This window comes from Sphingobacterium sp. 40-24 (assembly GCF_001899705.1).
In the GTDB taxonomy this organism is placed as follows: Bacteria; Bacteroidota; Bacteroidia; order Sphingobacteriales; family Sphingobacteriaceae; genus Sphingobacterium; species Sphingobacterium multivorum.
Map to the genome: position 1 here is coordinate 240701 of NZ_MKWH01000060.1, position 15322 is coordinate 256022.

A 15322-nucleotide genomic window follows, 5' to 3' on the forward strand; every position below is an offset into this window, starting at 1 on the left:
AAGGGATAAGTTGCTCTTTTATCTATTTTTTGACATTTAGACAAAATAAAATGGCTGGAATAGAGAAATAACAGCTTATTTATTCAAACTCGTGGTATCGTAAATTTATTTATCTTTGTCCTATGATGTTACATGCCAAAGGAATTCACAAAGCTTATGGATCATTACCAATTTTGAAAGGTGTTGATATCGCTGTTGAAAAAGGGGAAATCGTCAGTATTGTTGGTGCCTCAGGAGCTGGAAAAAGTACACTGTTGCATATTATTGGTACCTTGGATAAGCCTGATCAGGGGACAGTTTTCATCAATGGTGTTGATGTTCAAAAATTGAATGCTAAAAAGCTCAGTGCTTTCCGTAATGAACATATTGGTTTTGTTTTTCAATTTCACCATTTGCTGCCTGAATTTACGGCCTTGGAAAACGTATGTATTCCAGCTTTTATTCAGGGAAAAGGGAGATCCGAGGCGGAAGCTAAAGCAAGAGAATTGCTGGAATTATTGGGGGTTTCTCATCGTATTGACCACAAGCCCGCTGAAATGTCTGGCGGCGAACAACAACGCGTTTCTGTGGCCCGCGCTTTGATCAATGATCCTTCCATTATTTTGGCCGATGAACCTTCGGGTAATCTTGACTCAGAGAACGCGGCAGCTTTACATCAATTGTTTTTTGATCTTAGACATAAATTTCAACAGACATTTATTATCGTTACTCATAATGAGGAGCTTGCCCGAATTTCGGATCGAACGATTCATATGCGCGATGGGTTAGTCGTGTAACAGTAATCGGGATTATAATTATATTTTTAATGAAGAAAATACTCATAACTTTCGGGACCAGACCTTTGGCGATGCGTATCGCTAAAAGACTTGGGACTGATTTCGAAATATTATATGCAAGTTCAGAAGATATTCCCGAATTGCTTTTAGCCTCAGGGAAATATGCTAAAATTCCAAAAGGTCTTCTTCCTACTTTTGCGCATGAGATACTCAAATTAAGTTTAGACCAAGAGGTTGATTATGTGTTGCCTCTGGGTGGTTTTGAGCTGGAGCCATTGTCCACTGCCAAGGTTTTATTTGAGGAATATCAGATCTCCGTTCTTCTCCCCGATAAACAACAGCTTGAAACTATTCCTGTTATGGAAAATCCACCTGCTGAATTGCCTTATAAACTCCTTTCGAAGGGGAACAATTTATTGGATTCGACGAGATTTGACAGGCCATTGGATGGATTGTTTGTCATTTCGGATTCAGGCGAGGACTTAGCGCTAATCTGTGTGTCCAAATAGAATCTTGTTGTTGTGGCCAGTGTCATTAAGGTTTTAACGATGTCGACACAACCCTTAATTTTAAGCTTTTACTTATCATGATGTTTCCAGAAGATAAAAAGGTATATGTTTTTGAATTGGATGATGTTGTTTTTCCTAAAAAGGATTACTTACTTCAAGTATATTATCTTTTTGCTAGTTTTATAGAATTTACAGAGACTGTTCCTGCGCAAGCAGATTTGGTTCAATTTATGAAAAATCACCTTGAGCATCAAGGTGAGTATTTATTGTTCGAACATGCGCAGCAAACTTTTGGATTTGATCCAAAATATAAAGAGAATTTTGAGCGGCTTCATGTCAATGCAATTTTGCCGCTACGGTTACATTTGTTTGATCATATTAATACGCTGTTTAAGCAATTAAAAGCGGCAGATAAACATGTATGTATTTTGACGAAAGGAAATCCGCTAGAACAACTCAATAAAGTTAAATTTGTGGATTGGGGTGAATATGGGGATGATATAAAGGTTTATTTTAAAGATGAACTTGTTTTTAGGGAAATTGATCCATTGGAGTTCCTCGCCAAGGAGTTTACCGTTGAAACGGCTGCAATTCAATTTGTAGACTAAGTTTACAGTCAGTATCTTTGTTGAATCTACCAACAATAATTGCCATTAAAGTCGTTGTCGATATTGTTGAGAAAAAATTATGATTAGGGATATAAAAGCCCTATTTTTATATAAAGCCCTTGGATTTATGAATAAAGTGAACAAGCCTGCCACGATTAAAGAAATTGCCAAGAAGCTCAAAATCAGTCCTTCGACAGTTTCTAGAGCATTGAATGATCACCCAAGTATTGGACTGGTAACAACAATGCGGGTTAAAAAAATGGCCGAAGAATTGAATTATGAACCCAATCAGACGGCTATATTCTTCAAGCAGCGTAAAACTTTTACGATTGCTGTAATCTTACCGAGTTTGTCTGAACCGTTTTTTTCTTTCGCCATTAGTGAAATTGAAAATGTTGCATCAGAACACCGATATACAGTTCTGATGGGGCAATCCTTGGATGATCCTGATCGTGAAGAGCAAATTTTAAAAACATTTAAAAACCATCGTGTTGACGGGATTTTAATGTCTATAGGTAAAAAGACGACCAATTTGGAATTTATTGAGAAATTGGAATCGTCCGGTATCCCGATTGTTTTCTTTGACTGTGTGCCTAGTTTACCCAATATCAATAAAGTACAAAGTGATCTTTCTACGGGTATGAACGAAGCTGTGGACGCCTTCGTAGCCCGTGGACACAAAGTTATCGCGCTTGTAAATGGGCCGAAAACACTGCCCGCTAGTGAAGACAGAAAAGTAGCTTACCTATCGGCAATGAAAAGGAATGGGATGGATATTCTGGAGAAGAATATCATCGAAACGGATTTGAGTACGGAAGGAAACGAGAAAGCGATGGATCATATATTCGCGATGTCTGAGCGGCCTTCAGCCATTATATCTTTTAATGACTTTGTTACACTTGATTTGATGAAAGCAGCCAGACAAAAGGGGCTTGTCTTAAATCAAGATATTTTCTTTATTAGTTATGCCAACTATCCGTTATGGCAATATATGGAAAATCCGCCAATGGGACGCATAGAGCAATTTCCAGGCATGCAAGCGCGTAAAGCCGCTGAAATCTTATTTGAACGCATTGACAATACCGAAATTGTCGATCAACAGATCGTCTTTAAGTCACGATTGGTTATGTAATCGCTATTATCCATTCGGCAATAAAACTAAAAAGGGGAAAATCTAATGATTTTCCCCTTTTTAGTTTTATTTTTTTTAATACTACAAGTGGATCACTTCACCGTAAGCATCAGCACAAGCTTCCATAATCGCTTCACTCATTGTTGGGTGAGGATGGATCGTTTTAATCATTTCATGACCTGTTGTTTCCAATTTGCGGGCAACAACAACTTCTGCAATCATCTCGGTCACATTGGCTCCGATAAGGTGTGCGCCTAGAAACTCACCATATTTAGCGTCAAAGATAACTTTAACAAAGCCATCTTTCGCACCAGCAGCTGAAGCTTTTCCTGAAGCTGAGAATGGGAATTTACCAACTTTAATTTCATAGCCGGCTTCTTTTGCCGCTTTTTCGGTATAACCTACAGAAGCAATTTCTGGGGAGCAATAGGTACAGCCTGGGATATTATTGTAGTCAATAGGTTCAACATGTAGCCCTTTGATTTTTTCAACACATGTGATCCCTTCTGCTGAGGCAACGTGAGCCAGGGCTTGGCCTTTAACGATGTCACCGATAGCATATACACCTTCGATGTTTGTTTTGTAGAAATCATCTACAACAACACGGCCGCGATCAGTTTTTACACCAACCTCTTCCAAGCCGATATTTTCGATATTTGGAGCGATACCAACAGCCGATAATACAATCTCTGCTTCGATAACTTCAATACCTTTTTCTGTTTTGATTGAAACTTTGCTCAACTCACCTGTTGTGTCAACGGATTGAACTTCAGATTTCGTTAAGATGGTGATACCTTGTTTCTTTAAGCTTTTCTCTAATTGTTTTGAAATTTCTTCATCTTCAACAGGAACGATTCTATCCATAAACTCTACGATCGTTACCTTTGTTCCGATTGCATTATAGAAATAAGCGAATTCAACACCGATTGCACCGGAGCCAACAACAACTAAAGACTTTGGTTGCTTAGGAAGTGTCATTGCCTGACGGTAACCGATGATTTTTTTACCATCTTGCGGTAAATTAGGCAATTCACGTGAACGTGCACCAGTCGCTAGGATGGTATGTTTTGCCGAATATTCTTTAGTAGAACCGTCTGCTCCTTTCACATCGATTTTACCACCTTTTTTAATTTTTGCAGTTCCATTGATGACGTCTATTTTATTCTTTTTCATCAAGAACTGAATACCTTTACTCATTCCTTCAGCAACCCCGCGACTTCTTTTGACAATAGCGTCAAAATCAGCCTCACCACCTTGAACATTGATGCCGTAATCAGCGGCATGGTTTAAATATTCAAATACCTGAGCACTTTTCAATAATGCTTTTGTAGGGATACAGCCCCAGTTTAGACAGATTCCGCCTAATGATTCGCGTTCAATAATCGCTGTTTTGAACCCTAACTGAGCGGCTCTAATGGCAGCAACATACCCGCCTGGACCACTACCGATTACAATGATGTCGTAATTCATATAAATAAATATTCTGTAGTTGAGTGTTATAGCTTCAAATGACAAAATATGTGAAGCATATATTCATTCAAAAGTACGCATTTTTTCTGATGAATATGAACTATTTATTGTAAAATTGGCGGTTTCTGATAAAACACTGTCGCTGTTTCTAGCTGAATGTCACATCCTGGTCAAAGGGGGAAAAATAATAGTTAAAGCGTTTTTAGTGTCTTATTTTTGAAGTTCACAATACACAGTTTATCATTATGTTAAGAATATTCAGACAGATCGCCTTGTGGGAAGCTATCTCCACCATTTGCTTGTTTTTTATTGCTATGCCCTTGAAGTATTTTGCGGGAATCCCCGAAGCTGTCAAAATAGCCGGTTCCATTCATGGCTTCTTTGTTGTTATTTTTGTGGTTATGCTGATTATGTCAACAGTAGAATACAAGTGGCCTATATTAAAAGCGGTAAAATATTTCTTAGCATCCTTGATCCCTATTTTTGGCTTTTGGGTGGAATTGGACCTTAAAAAAGAAATAGAAGGAAAAAGACAGAAGTCATAGTGTTTGTATAAAAATTCAAATGCATGATTTTTATAAAGGTTCAGGAAGAGGTAAGAGAAGGAATTGGATTGCGAATAGACCAGAGGAATCGCCTGTATTCAATGGACGAATACTTGTGTCCCTCTCCTTTGCGGGAGATATCAATTAATAAGAACAGGAGAGAGATGTTTAATCCTCTCTACCTGTCTTCTCAATACCCATATACGCATAGGTAATGCTATCCCTTCCGTGGGGAGCAGGATTACCTTCTTCATCCAGGTTTACAAAGACCAATTTATCGATTGATAGAATTGTTTTTCTGGATATTTTATTGCGGACCTCGCAGCGCATCGTTAACGATGTTGTTCCAAAATTGATCGCTTCAATACCCAGTTCAAGTATATCGCCTTGTTTGGCTGAGCTTACAAAGTTAATTTCTGAAATAAATTTCGTAACCACTTTGGGGTTTCCTAATTGAACGATAGCATAAATGACCGCTTCTTCATCAATCCATCGCAGGAGTGTTCCGCCAAATAATGTTCCATTGGGATTTAGGTCTTCGGGTTTGACCCACTTTCTTGTGTAAAAATTCATCGTGTTTAGGTAGTTAAGAGAAAGGGGAAAAGTTTCCTTTTCCCCTTACGTTTCGATATTTATCGCCTAAGCGTGTATTGCTCTATTTGCTGTAGCTGCTAGCGCCGCCTCTTTGATTGCTTCCGTGTAGGTTGGGTGTGCGTGGCAAATACGTGCGATATCTTCTGCAGATGCACGGTATTCCATAGCTACAGTTGCCTCACCAATCATATCTGCTGCACGAGGACCGATCATATGTACACCTAATACTTCGTCAGTTGTCGCGTCTGCCAGTACTTTTACAAAACCGTCGGTGTCACCCGATGCTTTTGCACGACCAGAAGCTTTGAAAGAGAATGATCCAGCTTTGTATTTTACACCAGCCTCTTTAAGTTGTTCTTCCGTCTTGCCAACAGAAGCAACTTCAGGCCAAGTATAAACAACACCTGGAATCAAATTATAATCAATATGTGGTTTTTGACCTGCGATATATTCTGCAACATATACACCTTCGTCCTCAGCTTTGTGTGCCAACATTGCTCCAGTGATCACATCACCAATTGCAAATACACCTTGCACTGCTGTTTCCAGATGGGCATTAACTGGGATTTTCTTACCTCTTTCTTCTACTGTGATGCCGATATTTTCTAATCCTAAACCTTCAGAATACGCGGTACGACCAACGGCTACGATACAGTAGTCGCCTTCTAAAGTTACTTCTTGTCCTTTTGGATCTTCAGCAGTTACTTTTACAACTTTACCTTTCGCGGAAGCTCCAGTCACTTTATGACCTAAATAGAACTCCATGCCCAATGATTTTTTCAAAACACGTTGTAGTTCTTTTCCTAAGCCACCATCCATTGTACCGATGATAGATTTTGCAAATTCAACAACAGATACTTTTGAACCCAAACGCGCATAAACTGAACCGAGTTCCAAACCGATAACACCACCACCAATGACAATAAGGTGTTTTGGTATTTCTTTTAGGTTAAGTGCTTCGGTTGAGGTAATGATTCTTTTTTTATCAACAGGTAAGAAAGGCAATGAAGTCGGTTTCGATCCCGTTGCGATAATTACATTTTTAGCAGTGATCTGCTCTGTAGAACCATCTGCTTTCGTTATTTTGATGGTGTTTTTGTCCACAAACGAACCGACACCCTGAAAACTGTCAATTTTATTCTTCTTAAATAAGAAGGTGATACCGGCAGTATTTTGGGCAATGACATCGTCTTTACGAGCAATCATCTTTGCCATGTCTACTTTCAGATCTTTCAAACTGATGCCAAATGCATCAAAATTGTGCGCAGCATTGTGGTAATGCTCCGAAGAATCTAAAAGCGCTTTTGAAGGAATACATCCAACGTTAAGACAAGTACCACCAAATGTGCTATATTTTTCAATAACAGCTGTTTTTAATCCTAATTGGGCACAACGGATAGCTCCTACATATCCGCCTGGACCACTTCCGATTACAATTACGTCGTATTGCATTGATTACGTTTTATTTTTTTGTAGCACAAATTTAATGATTATTAATGGGATAGGAAATCAAAACTTACGATTTGTGACCAAAGACCCTTACTTTACATTTTTTTGATAAAAGAATGGAAATTATGCACCTTGGGGAGGAACGGGGCGGTGCTTATAAAGGGGATAAATCTAAAAAAGGATATTCAAAATATGAATATCCTTTTTTTACTTATTTGTTATTCTGCAACAATTTTTCCTTGCATGACACCATAGTGACCAGGGAAGCTACAAATAAACGTATAAACTCCTTTTTCAAGTGTAAATGTGATTTTATCAGTTTCTCCAGGTCCCAATAATTTGGTGTGGGAAACAATTGAAGATAAAGCTGATTTTGGAATATATTCGTCTGCAGCAGCTGCAGCAGCCTCAGCACCAAAAGTTGGAAGATCAACACCTGGTTTTAGGATAACGACGTTATGTCCCATGGACTCTTTCGGCATAGTACCTGCATTTTTGAAAGATAATTCTACTGGTTCACCCGCTTTTACACGGAAAAGATCCTTATTATATTTCATTTGATCGTTACCTTCTAAAGATAAGCTGTTGGAAATAGCTACGTTTTCAATACCAGGCACTGTTTCTGTTGCTTGGCTTTCGGTTGAAGTTGTCGCTTCTGTACCAGTTGATTTTTCAGACTTGTCACTGTTTCCACCACAAGATGCAATTGATAAAGCAACTGCAACTGCTGGTATCATAAAAAGTTTTTTCATTTGAATGATTGTTTGTTTATCTTTTATTTATTGTAGGCATTTCCGCAGCCTCTAGCGGTTTAGTGATGAAGTTATGACGAACTTGATTCCTTTCTGAATGTGCGTTCATGAGAAATAACATCAAAACATATTGTTTATGTTCTAAAATTAATGATTTCATTGATAAATTGAAACTATCATTTCAATTTTGACAATAAAGTATCAATTGTTTTATATAATTTGATAGGATCGAATGGCTTTCCGACAACTTCATTGGCTCCAGCATCGAGCGCTTCCTGTTGTTCGGCTTGAAGCACAGAGGCTGAAATGGAAATAATCGGCATGTTTGCGATTATCGGATTCGTGTTTCGACGTATTTCCTTGATCGCTTCAAAACCACTCATGAGTGGCATATGGGCGTCCATAAACACCAGATCAATTTTTTTCTTATTGATTTCTTCTAATGCAATGAGGCCATTTGTCGCCAAAGTGATATCGCAATTCCAGCTCTTCAGGATATTCGCCAGCATAAAACTGTTTAATTCATTGTCTTCAGCAATCAAAATCATCGGAAAGTTGAACTTGGGTAATTCTGTATAGAGTACCTGCGTTTCTTTCTCTACCGGTTTGTCTTTGATTTTATCAAAGGTACATTCAAAAGAAAATATACTTCCTTTACCGTATTCACTTGAAGCAAAAACCCGACCGTTGAGCAGCGCAGCAATACGTTTTACAATTGCAAGACCTAGTCCTGTACCGCCAAACTTTTTGGTGATACTATCCTCTCCCTGTTCAAACGCAATAAATATTTTCTCCAGGGCATCTTCTACAATGCCGATCCCTGTGTCTATTACCTGAAACCCTAAACAAATGCTATGGTTATCTTCTGCTAGGAGTTGAATCTTTAATACAACAGAACCTTCCGAGGTGAATTTAAAACTATTGGAGATAAAGTTGGTCAGTATTTGTTTTAATCGAAGTGGATCGGTTAGAAAATAACTTGTGATCCGATCGTCCACATCAATTGAAAAATCCAGGCCTTTGTAGACCGCTTTATCAATGAAGAGATTGTTTAGATCATCCGTAATATCATGTACAGAGGTAGATTCCATATTAAGTTTCATCATACCCGAGTCAACTTTCGATAGGTCGAGTATGTCGTTGATAATAGTCAACAGATTTTGAGAGGCAGAATCCAATTTATTGATCCAATTTTCTTGCTCTAGCGTGAGCTGCGAGTTTTTTAGCATCTGTGTAATGCCCATAATACCGTTAATCGGGGTACGGATCTCATGGCTCATATTGGCCAAAAAGGTTTCCTTGGATTTTCGAGCAAGATCGGCCTCTTCTTTAGCTTTGAGAATCGCCTGTTTTGATTCTTCTAAGGCTATGTTTTTCTCTTTAATTTCTTGCTGTATCAGTAATTGCTGGACAAAAGATTTTACTTTCGCGATCGTTGCTTCCGGGTTAAGCGGTTTATATAAATAATCCACAGCTCCACTATTTAGTCCCTGAATAAGGTATTTGTCTTCTTTTGAGATTGCTGTTACCATAATAGGGATAATATGGTTTGTTTTCGGATTCTTCTTTAGGAAGGAAACAAATTCAAAACCATTGATCTCGGGCATCTGTACGTCAACAAGTGCTAAATCAATATCCTCTTTCCAACAGATTTTTAAAGCTTCGTTGGGATCTGTGCTCGTCACTATATTTATATTTTCGATATCCTCCAGTAATGCTGTTAGACTGATAATATTTTCAATTTTATCATCGACAATCAATATATTTACCTTCTTCATTTTAGCAAATCTAAATACAATTTTAAGTCAACTGTTTGACGTAGTCCTTTATTTCTTGAATGCTCAAAATGCGTTCCTGCGCATCGAGTTGAATAGCTGCTTCGGGCATGATGGGAACTTCAGCAGTCACAGGGTCTTGTACAAATGTCTTCCCGCCGTATCGTTTTATCATTAATAATCCTTGTGCACCATCCTGATTCGCCCCAGAGAATAAAATAGCTGTACAATTTTCTTTATATATTTCGGCTACGGATTCAAAAGTCACATCAATTGATGGTCTGGAATATTGAACAGGTTCTGAGATATCCAAAGAAAAGCTATAGTCTGGTTCAACTAAAAGATGATAGCCTGCAGGGGCAAAATAGATCGTTCCATTTTCTATCGCTTCCTTATCATCTGCAGTTTTTATTTTTTGAACAAGTGCTTTAGATAGCGTGTCCTCAATACTAGAAGCATACTTAGGGTTTCTGTGTACGATGACAATAACGGGTATGCGAATTGGCCGTTCCAATGACTTTAAAATATTTAGAATCACACTAAACCCACCTGCAGACCCCGCTAATAAAAGAATTTTTCTTTCCATTACCTACTACCCAATTTTTTGGTAAATATTCTGTTTTTTGTTTACGATCTTAAATTTAGCAGCATCTTTATAGTTGATTAAAGATTCTTTTGCTCCCAAACATAAGAAGCCCAGATGGCAAAGTGAATGATAGAATAAATCCAGGACTTTATTTTGCAATTCAGTATCAAAATAGATCAATACATTACGGCAGGTAATCAGTTGAAATTCATTAAAAACGCCATCGGATACCAAACTATGTATGGAGAAAAGGACATTTTTTTTAAGACTATTATTAATGGTAGCGGCGTTGTACATCGCTGTATAATAATCTGACAATGAGTTTTTCGGTTCCGTCTTAATAAAATTTTCCGAGTATTCCTTAACTTTCGTAAGCGAATAAATACCGCGTTTTGCCTTTTCTAACACTTTGCCATTGATATCGGTGCCATAGATAAACGCCCGTTGGTAAAGATTTGCTTCTTCTAATAAGATGGCTAGCGAATATACTTCTTCGCCAGTCGAACAACCTGCACTCCAGAGTTTGATATGTGGATAAGTTGCGAGATAGGGAAATACATCCGTTTTTACAGCTTTATAAAAATCGGGATCCCTAAACATTTCAGTCACATTGACTGTAATTTCCTGTAGGAAATAGGTGCTGAATCCAGGCTGATTGATCAAATTGGACTTTAGCTCCTGTAGATTGAGCTTGTTAAGTTCCATTATTCTAGTCACACGTCTTTTTAAAGAAGCTCTTGTATAGCCGGACACATCATATCCGTGGAGATTTTTGACTATATCAATAACTTCTTCTAACTCTTCAAAATTGATCATTGCTACTATTTTATCAGTTAACTCAGCCATACGCGCATTAGGGATATTAATTTGTCAACATCAACCGGTTTACTAATATAATCGTTTGCACCAACAGCAATTGTTTTTTCCCGATCACCTTTCATGGCTTTCGCTGTCACAGCAATAATTGGAAGGTTTGCAAATTTCTTGTTTGCCCTTATTTTTTCAATAGCTTCATAACCATCCATCACGGGCATCATGATATCCATTAAGACAAGGTCAATCTGTTCATTTCGTTCAAGAATATCTAATGCCTCCTGACCATTATTGGCAATTTCAATGTTCATATCATAGCTTTCAAACGCCGTGCTAAGGGCAAATATATTTCGCATATCGTCATCTGCTAGTAGTACTGTTTTGGAAGCTAAATTGTTTTCAGCAATGACAGAAGCTCCGGCGTGATTGAACATATTGTATTCGCGCTTATTGCTGCGGATTTTATTTAAGAATAAATTAACTTCATCGATCAGGCGATTATTTGATTTCGCTGACTTAAGGACCATCGCTTGGCTGTGATGCAAAATTTCGGAAGTCTGCTCTGTCGTGAGTTCCATTGCCGTATTGATGATAATAGGTAAATCCCTAAATTGATCGTTCGATTTGATTTCATTCAGGAGTTCAATGCCCGATTTGTCAGGAAGGTTTAGGTCCATAATGATGCAGTCAAACAATTTCTCTTGATCTAATAAATCAAGAGCCTGTCTCGCATTGAAGGCCTGAAATATCTGAATGTGCTGTTCTTCCAAAGATTGTTTGATAAAATCGCTTTGGATTTCCTGATCTTCCACCAGCAGAATTTTTTTCAGTGGATGACTAGTCGATGCTTTTATTTTTAAGAATGTTTCAGCCAAAGATTCTTCTGACACAGGTTTAGCCATAAACCCGATGGCTCCGGCAGAAATAGGTTCGTCATGTAAAAATGTTCCTGCCGACATCATGTGCACAGGAATCTCCTTGGTGCTGTCGATTTTTTTGAGGTTACGAAGAACTTCCCAGCCATCCATTTTAGGCAACATAATATCTAGGATAATCGCGGCAGGGCGTAAATTCTGTGCTTTTTGTAACCCATCCTGCCCATCATAGCTGATGTATACATCGTAGCCGTTTTGTTCGGCGTAGTCTTTTAGAATATCTGCAAAAATGAAATCGTCTTCAATAATCAGCAGTTTATTATGTTTTCCATCGTTGTCGATTGACTTTGTTTTTTCGACTATAGGATTTTCCTTCGGAATTTGTGTTGGCGGATTACTTTCTTTTTCGATAGATGGTACTTTCGGAACTTGAATTTCTTGTTCTAGCGGGATACTGAAGGTGAAGATACTACCTTCACCAACCTTACTAGATAAGATTATTTTCCCTTTTAATAAGCTAGCAATTTCGCGGCATATCGATAAGCCTAAACCTGTGCCACCATATTTACGGCTCGTTGAGCCATCTTCCTGTTTAAAAGCATCAAAGATAAGCTCTTGTTTTTCAGGGGCGATCCCGATCCCGTTATCTTTGACCGTAAAAAGAAGATTTTCTGCTTCAGCTATTATTCCTAAAGAAACTTCGCCTTTTTCACTTGTAAACTTGAACGCATTCGATAATAAATTCTTGAGGACTTGTTGTATACGATGTTCATCACCAATGAATTCCTGCGGTGCATTTACATTGACATCGAGTAAGAAGTGAATATCTTTCGACGCTGCGGTATCGCTGAAAAAATCTTTAATATAATTGACAAGGTCGTACGTGTTGATACGTTCTTTTTGGACTTCAACCTTCCCCGATTCAATTTTTGCCAGATCCAACAATTCGTTAATTAAATGTAGGAGATCTGAGCCGGCACTATGAATAACAGAAGCATACTTTATTTGGTCTTCACTGAGGTTTTTCTTTTTGTTATCCTGAAGTAATTTGGCAAGAATGAGAATACTATTGAGTGGTGTCCGCAATTCATGGCTCATATTGGCCATAAATTCAGATTTATATTTGCTCGACAGCTCTACTTCCTCTATTTTTTGAGCTATGGCCTGACGGGCTTTTTCCAGATCTTCATTTTGTGCAAAGAGCAATTTGGCCTTCTCGTCCAGCTCATTATTGGTTTGGATAAGCTCTTCCTGCTGTACTCTAAGCTCTTCCTCAGAAGCCTCCAACAAATGTGTCTTATGGATTAACTCCTCATTGGTTGTTCTCAATTCCTCCTGTTGAGTCTCTAATTCCTCTGTTTGTTGTTGAAGTTCCTCATAAAGATCAGCAAGCTTTCCATGCGTTTGGGCTACTTTTATGATAACGGCAATGTTATCTTTTGCTTTATCCAAGAAGTTAAATCGCAGTTGCTCGTCCTTCGCATTAATAATTGGGCAACAAATTTCCATGATACCGACACACTGGTTTTCATAAGAGAAGGGTACAATATAAATCTCAGTTTCTAAGCGGTCGGATAATGAGGTTTCTAAGATAAGATGCTTGTGGTCGACGTCCTTTATTTTAACGACTTCATGATTGTTTGCGACTTCGCCCAAAATACCATCGTTTTCCTTAAACGTTCGTTTGATAAACTGTGTGGAGGAAATGCCAATTTTGTGGCAAAGCTGATACTCCTGATAGTTATCATCGAAAATATAAATAGTCCCACCTAAAGCTTTTGTCGTGGAAGCAATAGCATGTAGGCTTATTTCGGCAATTTTCTTGTCTGTATAGTCACCGCGTAATTGTTCGTCGATGCCATTAATAGCATTCAAAATCCAGTTATCACTGTTGGTCTGGTCTTGCAATAGTTGGAGGCGGTTGTTGGATTCTTGCTGACTTTTCACTGTAGACCTCAGAAATCTAGAGATCGAGGAAATTTTGGCGAGAATATAGAAAAATCCACTTAAGCCAATGGCGATGAAAAGGTAAGTAATGTACTGGGCCAGTTGTAGTTCATTTCTAGATCTTTCTAAGAGTCTTGCCCTTTGATCCAATAAGTCTCTCGACATGAGATCGATCTGATTTAATATCGAGGCTTTTCGCTCGTGAATATTATGGGATATGGATTGTGTTTCCTTCGTGTTATCAATATCCTGCTCAAAGTCGTAAAATGCAACAATATCCTTTCGGATGTTTTCAGTGCTGTTTGGCTGAACATGATAGAAATCATCTTTTAGACTTAAAGATCGTAACAGTTCATCCATTTTTTTTAATTCCATTTTATAAGGAATAAATAGTGAAGCGTCTTTCTTATTCAGGTAATCAAGTTTGATGTCATTTACCTCGTCTACACTTGATTTGATTTCATTAATGATATTGAATCTATTTTCGGCGACACGAACAATACTTCGCTCGTTATTTAAGTTATGATGCAGCGATATGAAAAAATATAGGGCTGAAAGGAAGATAAGTGAAAAAGAAATGATCACTCCAATGGTAATTTGCTTTCTATAATTTTTTCGATCCATGTGAGAATGAGTTTATCGTTTTACTTTTCTGTAGGTATTGTGTTTCGATGGTACCTGGGGAAAAAGATATATGTAAAATAACAAAAAAACTTGCTATTCCTAAAATAATCAAAAGTCAGCATAGAAACAAACCTATACAGCAGTCAAGGATCCCCACCAATATAATCTATTTGCGCACAACATCGACTTTTTATTGCGTAAGCGTAACTTTGACCATTTTTTTTGTCTTTTCATTCTTAGTCGCAGCACATTGAGGGCAATTAGTGATCAGGTTTGATCTTTCAACAGTATTTGTTCAGTGCTCGTTCAGTGATTGTTCAGTGCTTGTTCAGTGATTACTCAGTATGAACTGAATATTGAGTGACTGATCACTGTATAATAATAGATGGAAAACTGTAGTAAGCTTTAAAGTGATATGAAGGTCTGTCAAACCGATTGTTATTTCGATTATTGATAATAAGATATTATGATAATCATCAAATAGTAGAATCTATAAAATAGAAGAAGAAAAAATACTTATAAAAACAAAACCCTGATGATGGGCACCAGGGTTCGTTACTAACCAATTATAAACCTAAATTATGAAAAGACTTTTTAAGGGCTTCTAAACTAAATTAGTTGCCGTGTTGTGCCGTGAAAACTAAAAATGATTGTTTTTTAAATCTTATGCAAACTTTAAGTCAATAACTCTTCTGACTGCTTGCTGTTAGTGTTTCATAGCGAGATAACCTTTAATTATCTTCTACAAAGATACGGTAAATATACCGTAGCATCCAAATATTTTTAAGAATAAGTTGCTAATACAACTATGTTGTGACACACAAATGATATTTTGGCTTATCTGAATAATTATCTGACAGTGTTGTC

General features: G+C 37.7%; 13 protein-coding genes. 5 read left to right on the top strand and 8 right to left on the bottom strand.

The genetic code is table 11. From position 1 onward, the window contains the following. Window positions 1-125 precede the first annotated feature (125 nt). From BGP15_RS22650 to BGP15_RS22665, 4 genes are all read left to right on the top strand, one after another. Window positions 126-776, top strand: a complete 651-nt coding sequence (locus BGP15_RS22650; protein WP_172462322.1) for an ABC transporter ATP-binding protein — start codon at window positions 126-128, stop codon at window positions 774-776. 29 nt (window positions 777-805) lie between these two features. Next, window positions 806-1285: a hypothetical protein gene (locus tag BGP15_RS22655; RefSeq protein WP_286770802.1), complete on the top strand. Its 480-nt coding sequence runs from the start codon at window positions 806-808 to the stop codon at window positions 1283-1285. A gap of 77 nt (window positions 1286-1362) precedes the next feature. After that, window positions 1363-1893 carry a hypothetical protein gene (locus BGP15_RS22660; RefSeq protein WP_070560652.1) on the top strand — a complete coding sequence of 177 codons (531 nt, stop codon included), beginning with the start codon at window positions 1363-1365 and terminating at the stop codon, window positions 1891-1893. Between the two features lie 127 nt (window positions 1894-2020). After that, window positions 2021-3025 carry a LacI family DNA-binding transcriptional regulator gene (locus BGP15_RS22665; RefSeq protein ID WP_070560710.1) on the top strand — a complete coding sequence of 335 codons (1005 nt, stop codon included), beginning with the start codon at window positions 2021-2023 and terminating at the stop codon, window positions 3023-3025. 81 nt (window positions 3026-3106) lie between these two features. Here the strand turns inward: BGP15_RS22665 and lpdA (BGP15_RS22670) are convergent, their stop codons facing one another. After that, window positions 3107-4495: a dihydrolipoyl dehydrogenase gene (gene lpdA, locus BGP15_RS22670; RefSeq protein ID WP_070560650.1), complete on the bottom strand. Its 1389-nt coding sequence runs from the start codon at window positions 4493-4495 to the stop codon at window positions 3107-3109. Window positions 4496-4740: 245 nt separating this feature from the next. On the opposite strand from lpdA (BGP15_RS22670), the gene BGP15_RS22675 reads away from it, so the two are divergent. Further along, the gene (locus tag BGP15_RS22675; RefSeq protein ID WP_046674086.1) at window positions 4741-5040 is read left to right on the top strand and encodes a DUF3817 domain-containing protein; all 300 of its coding nucleotides are present in this window, start codon (window positions 4741-4743) and stop codon (window positions 5038-5040) included. A gap of 168 nt (window positions 5041-5208) precedes the next feature. Here BGP15_RS22675 and BGP15_RS22680 read toward each other — a convergent pair whose 3' ends face one another. The 7 genes from BGP15_RS22680 to BGP15_RS22710 all read right to left on the bottom strand — a co-directional run bounded on the left by BGP15_RS22680 (window position 5209) and on the right by BGP15_RS22710 (window position 14455). Then, on the bottom strand, window positions 5209-5613 hold the full coding sequence (locus BGP15_RS22680) for an acyl-CoA thioesterase (protein ID WP_046674085.1): 405 nt from the start codon (window positions 5611-5613) through the stop codon (window positions 5209-5211). Between the two features lie 66 nt (window positions 5614-5679). Continuing rightward, window positions 5680-7086: a dihydrolipoyl dehydrogenase gene (gene lpdA / locus BGP15_RS22685; protein ID WP_070560648.1), complete on the bottom strand. Its 1407-nt coding sequence runs from the start codon at window positions 7084-7086 to the stop codon at window positions 5680-5682. Between the two features lie 215 nt (window positions 7087-7301). After that, window positions 7302-7835, bottom strand: a complete 534-nt coding sequence (locus tag BGP15_RS22690; RefSeq protein WP_070562060.1) for a plastocyanin/azurin family copper-binding protein — start codon at window positions 7833-7835, stop codon at window positions 7302-7304. 176 nt (window positions 7836-8011) lie between these two features. After that, complete coding sequence (locus BGP15_RS22695; protein ID WP_115047260.1) at window positions 8012-9613, bottom strand: hybrid sensor histidine kinase/response regulator; 1602 nt, start codon at window positions 9611-9613, stop codon at window positions 8012-8014. 22 nt (window positions 9614-9635) lie between these two features. After that, on the bottom strand, window positions 9636-10196 hold the full coding sequence (locus BGP15_RS22700) for a chemotaxis protein CheB (RefSeq protein WP_070562064.1): 561 nt from the start codon (window positions 10194-10196) through the stop codon (window positions 9636-9638). 6 nt (window positions 10197-10202) lie between these two features. After that, window positions 10203-11042: a CheR family methyltransferase gene (locus tag BGP15_RS22705; RefSeq protein WP_236560115.1), complete on the bottom strand. Its 840-nt coding sequence runs from the start codon at window positions 11040-11042 to the stop codon at window positions 10203-10205. Further along, window positions 11030-14455, bottom strand: a complete 3426-nt coding sequence (locus BGP15_RS22710; RefSeq protein ID WP_286770803.1) for a hybrid sensor histidine kinase/response regulator — start codon at window positions 14453-14455, stop codon at window positions 11030-11032. Before BGP15_RS22710 ends, BGP15_RS22705 begins: the two co-directional genes overlap by 13 nt. Window positions 14456-15322 lie beyond the last annotated feature (867 nt).

Bases quoted from the DNA above. Each gene is read 5' to 3' on its own strand.
- BGP15_RS22650 (WP_172462322.1), top strand. From the start codon at position 126: ATGTTACATGCCAAAGGAATTCACAAAGCTTATGGATCATTACCAATT.
- lpdA (WP_070560648.1), bottom strand. From the start codon at position 7,086: ATGCAATACGACGTAATTGTAATCGGAAGTGGTCCAGGCGGATATGTA.
- BGP15_RS22660 (WP_070560652.1), top strand. From the start codon at position 1,363: ATGATGTTTCCAGAAGATAAAAAGGTATATGTTTTTGAATTGGATGAT.
- BGP15_RS22655 (WP_286770802.1), top strand. From the start codon at position 806: ATGAAGAAAATACTCATAACTTTCGGGACCAGACCTTTGGCGATGCGT.
- BGP15_RS22710 (WP_286770803.1), bottom strand. From the start codon at position 14,455: ATGGATCGAAAAAATTATAGAAAGCAAATTACCATTGGAGTGATCATT.
- BGP15_RS22690 (WP_070562060.1), bottom strand. From the start codon at position 7,835: ATGAAAAAACTTTTTATGATACCAGCAGTTGCAGTTGCTTTATCAATT.
- BGP15_RS22675 (WP_046674086.1), top strand. From the start codon at position 4,741: ATGTTAAGAATATTCAGACAGATCGCCTTGTGGGAAGCTATCTCCACC.
- BGP15_RS22680 (WP_046674085.1), bottom strand. From the start codon at position 5,613: ATGAATTTTTACACAAGAAAGTGGGTCAAACCCGAAGACCTAAATCCC.
- BGP15_RS22700 (WP_070562064.1), bottom strand. From the start codon at position 10,196: ATGGAAAGAAAAATTCTTTTATTAGCGGGGTCTGCAGGTGGGTTTAGT.
- BGP15_RS22705 (WP_236560115.1), bottom strand. From the start codon at position 11,042: ATGGCTGAGTTAACTGATAAAATAGTAGCAATGATCAATTTTGAAGAG.
- BGP15_RS22695 (WP_115047260.1), bottom strand. From the start codon at position 9,613: ATGAAGAAGGTAAATATATTGATTGTCGATGATAAAATTGAAAATATT.
- lpdA (WP_070560650.1), bottom strand. From the start codon at position 4,495: ATGAATTACGACATCATTGTAATCGGTAGTGGTCCAGGCGGGTATGTT.
- BGP15_RS22665 (WP_070560710.1), top strand. From the start codon at position 2,021: ATGAATAAAGTGAACAAGCCTGCCACGATTAAAGAAATTGCCAAGAAG.